The organism is Xenorhabdus khoisanae (assembly GCF_001037465.1).
Lineage (GTDB): Bacteria > Pseudomonadota > Gammaproteobacteria > Enterobacterales > Enterobacteriaceae > Xenorhabdus > Xenorhabdus khoisanae.
Genome location: NZ_LFCV01000233.1, coordinates 1 through 1,357 on the forward strand (window position 1 = coordinate 1; position 1,357 = coordinate 1,357).

1 pseudogene is annotated in these 1,357 nt (G+C 44.1%); it reads right to left on the reverse strand.

Annotated elements, in window-relative coordinates:
- Positions 1-68 precede the first annotated feature (68 nt).
- Positions 69-1,193: pseudogene (locus AB204_RS20425) on the reverse strand (IS4 family transposase).
- Positions 1,194-1,357 lie beyond the last annotated feature (164 nt).

Here is a 1,357-nt window from a genome sequence, read left to right on the forward strand (position 1 = left end):
TGTTTGCGACTACTTTTGTCAGAAAAATACGTTACCTACTTGAATTAAGTCGGTGTCCATATAGGATCTTAAGAATTAAGCCTTTCAAAACACGCATCCAATGTTTTGTTTTTACATGATTTTCTTTGTGGTGTTTTGAAAGCGTTCTGGCATAAATACGCTTGGGCCTTTTCCAGCCAAAAACAGGTTTCCGACCACGCCCTTTGGAGCAGGTTTTCTATTATTGCCCATAGCCAGATCTCGGTATTTTGGGCCGCTTTGAGCAACAGTTCTATTTGCCAACGACAACGATAAATATCCATGATGTTATTGGCCGTAAACGCCTCCACAGGCAAATTGGTCAGCCAGATACAGAAGCATTTTTCTTCGGCAACCCAGCGACGAATAAGGCGAAACTCATAGCCATTATGCCAACAAATCAGATCCAGAACTTCTGAGCGGTTAGTTCTGCGGGTGACGGATTTCAAGGGCTTATCCAACAATTTGGGCAATAATTTCCCCTGACCGTTGCGTGCCATCATTATTTGCGGATTGAGCGATTTGCTTCCCCGGACAACAAATGAACCGCCTGAACGTGACACTTGCTCAAAATAATCAAAATCGGGATAACCGGCATCGGCCAGTAATAATTGGTCGCGCAACATTTCCGGCTCAGGCAGGTAAGCCCGTTCAGATGCCGTATCTGCGCTCACGCTCATCTTTACCGGAGACTAGGTGAACAATGAGAGGGTCATATGACATTCCACCACGGCTGTCGTGGTTGCCCTGAACCGGGAGGGAAAAACGCTAGCCAGTGCAGAATGCACTTTGAACGAGCTGCCATCCTGTAAAATAACCTGGTTAAATTTCATGAGTTTTTTGGGTGGCGAGACCTGTTTCTCTACCCATTGCGCCATGGCAAATCTCACCAATATTTTGACAAATTCGACAAAAGCGGCTTTACGGAGCTGATTATACAAGGGGCGGTAGCTGACTTGGTGTTTTTTATCGGGGCACAGGCCATTAAATTTTTGGTGTAACTGGGCAATAGAGGTCACTTTACTGGTACTGAGTGCCGCGATAAGGCTGAAGATCAACACGCGGGGCTCAATATTTCTGATGCGTTTCATAAACCCGCACCGGAAAGCGATATTTTGCAAAGAAACGTCACTGAAGAATTGCATTAACTGGTGTTTTATAGCGATAATCGTCACAGGCTTCATCCGTGTTTCTGATATTGAGTTTGGCGACGATTATCAGATCGTAAATGAAGCCTTTTTTCTATCTAAAATAAACGGTTTTTGTTTAAGATCCTTATATGGACACCGACTTAATTCAAGTAGGTAACGTATTTTTCTGACAAAAGTAGTCGCAAACA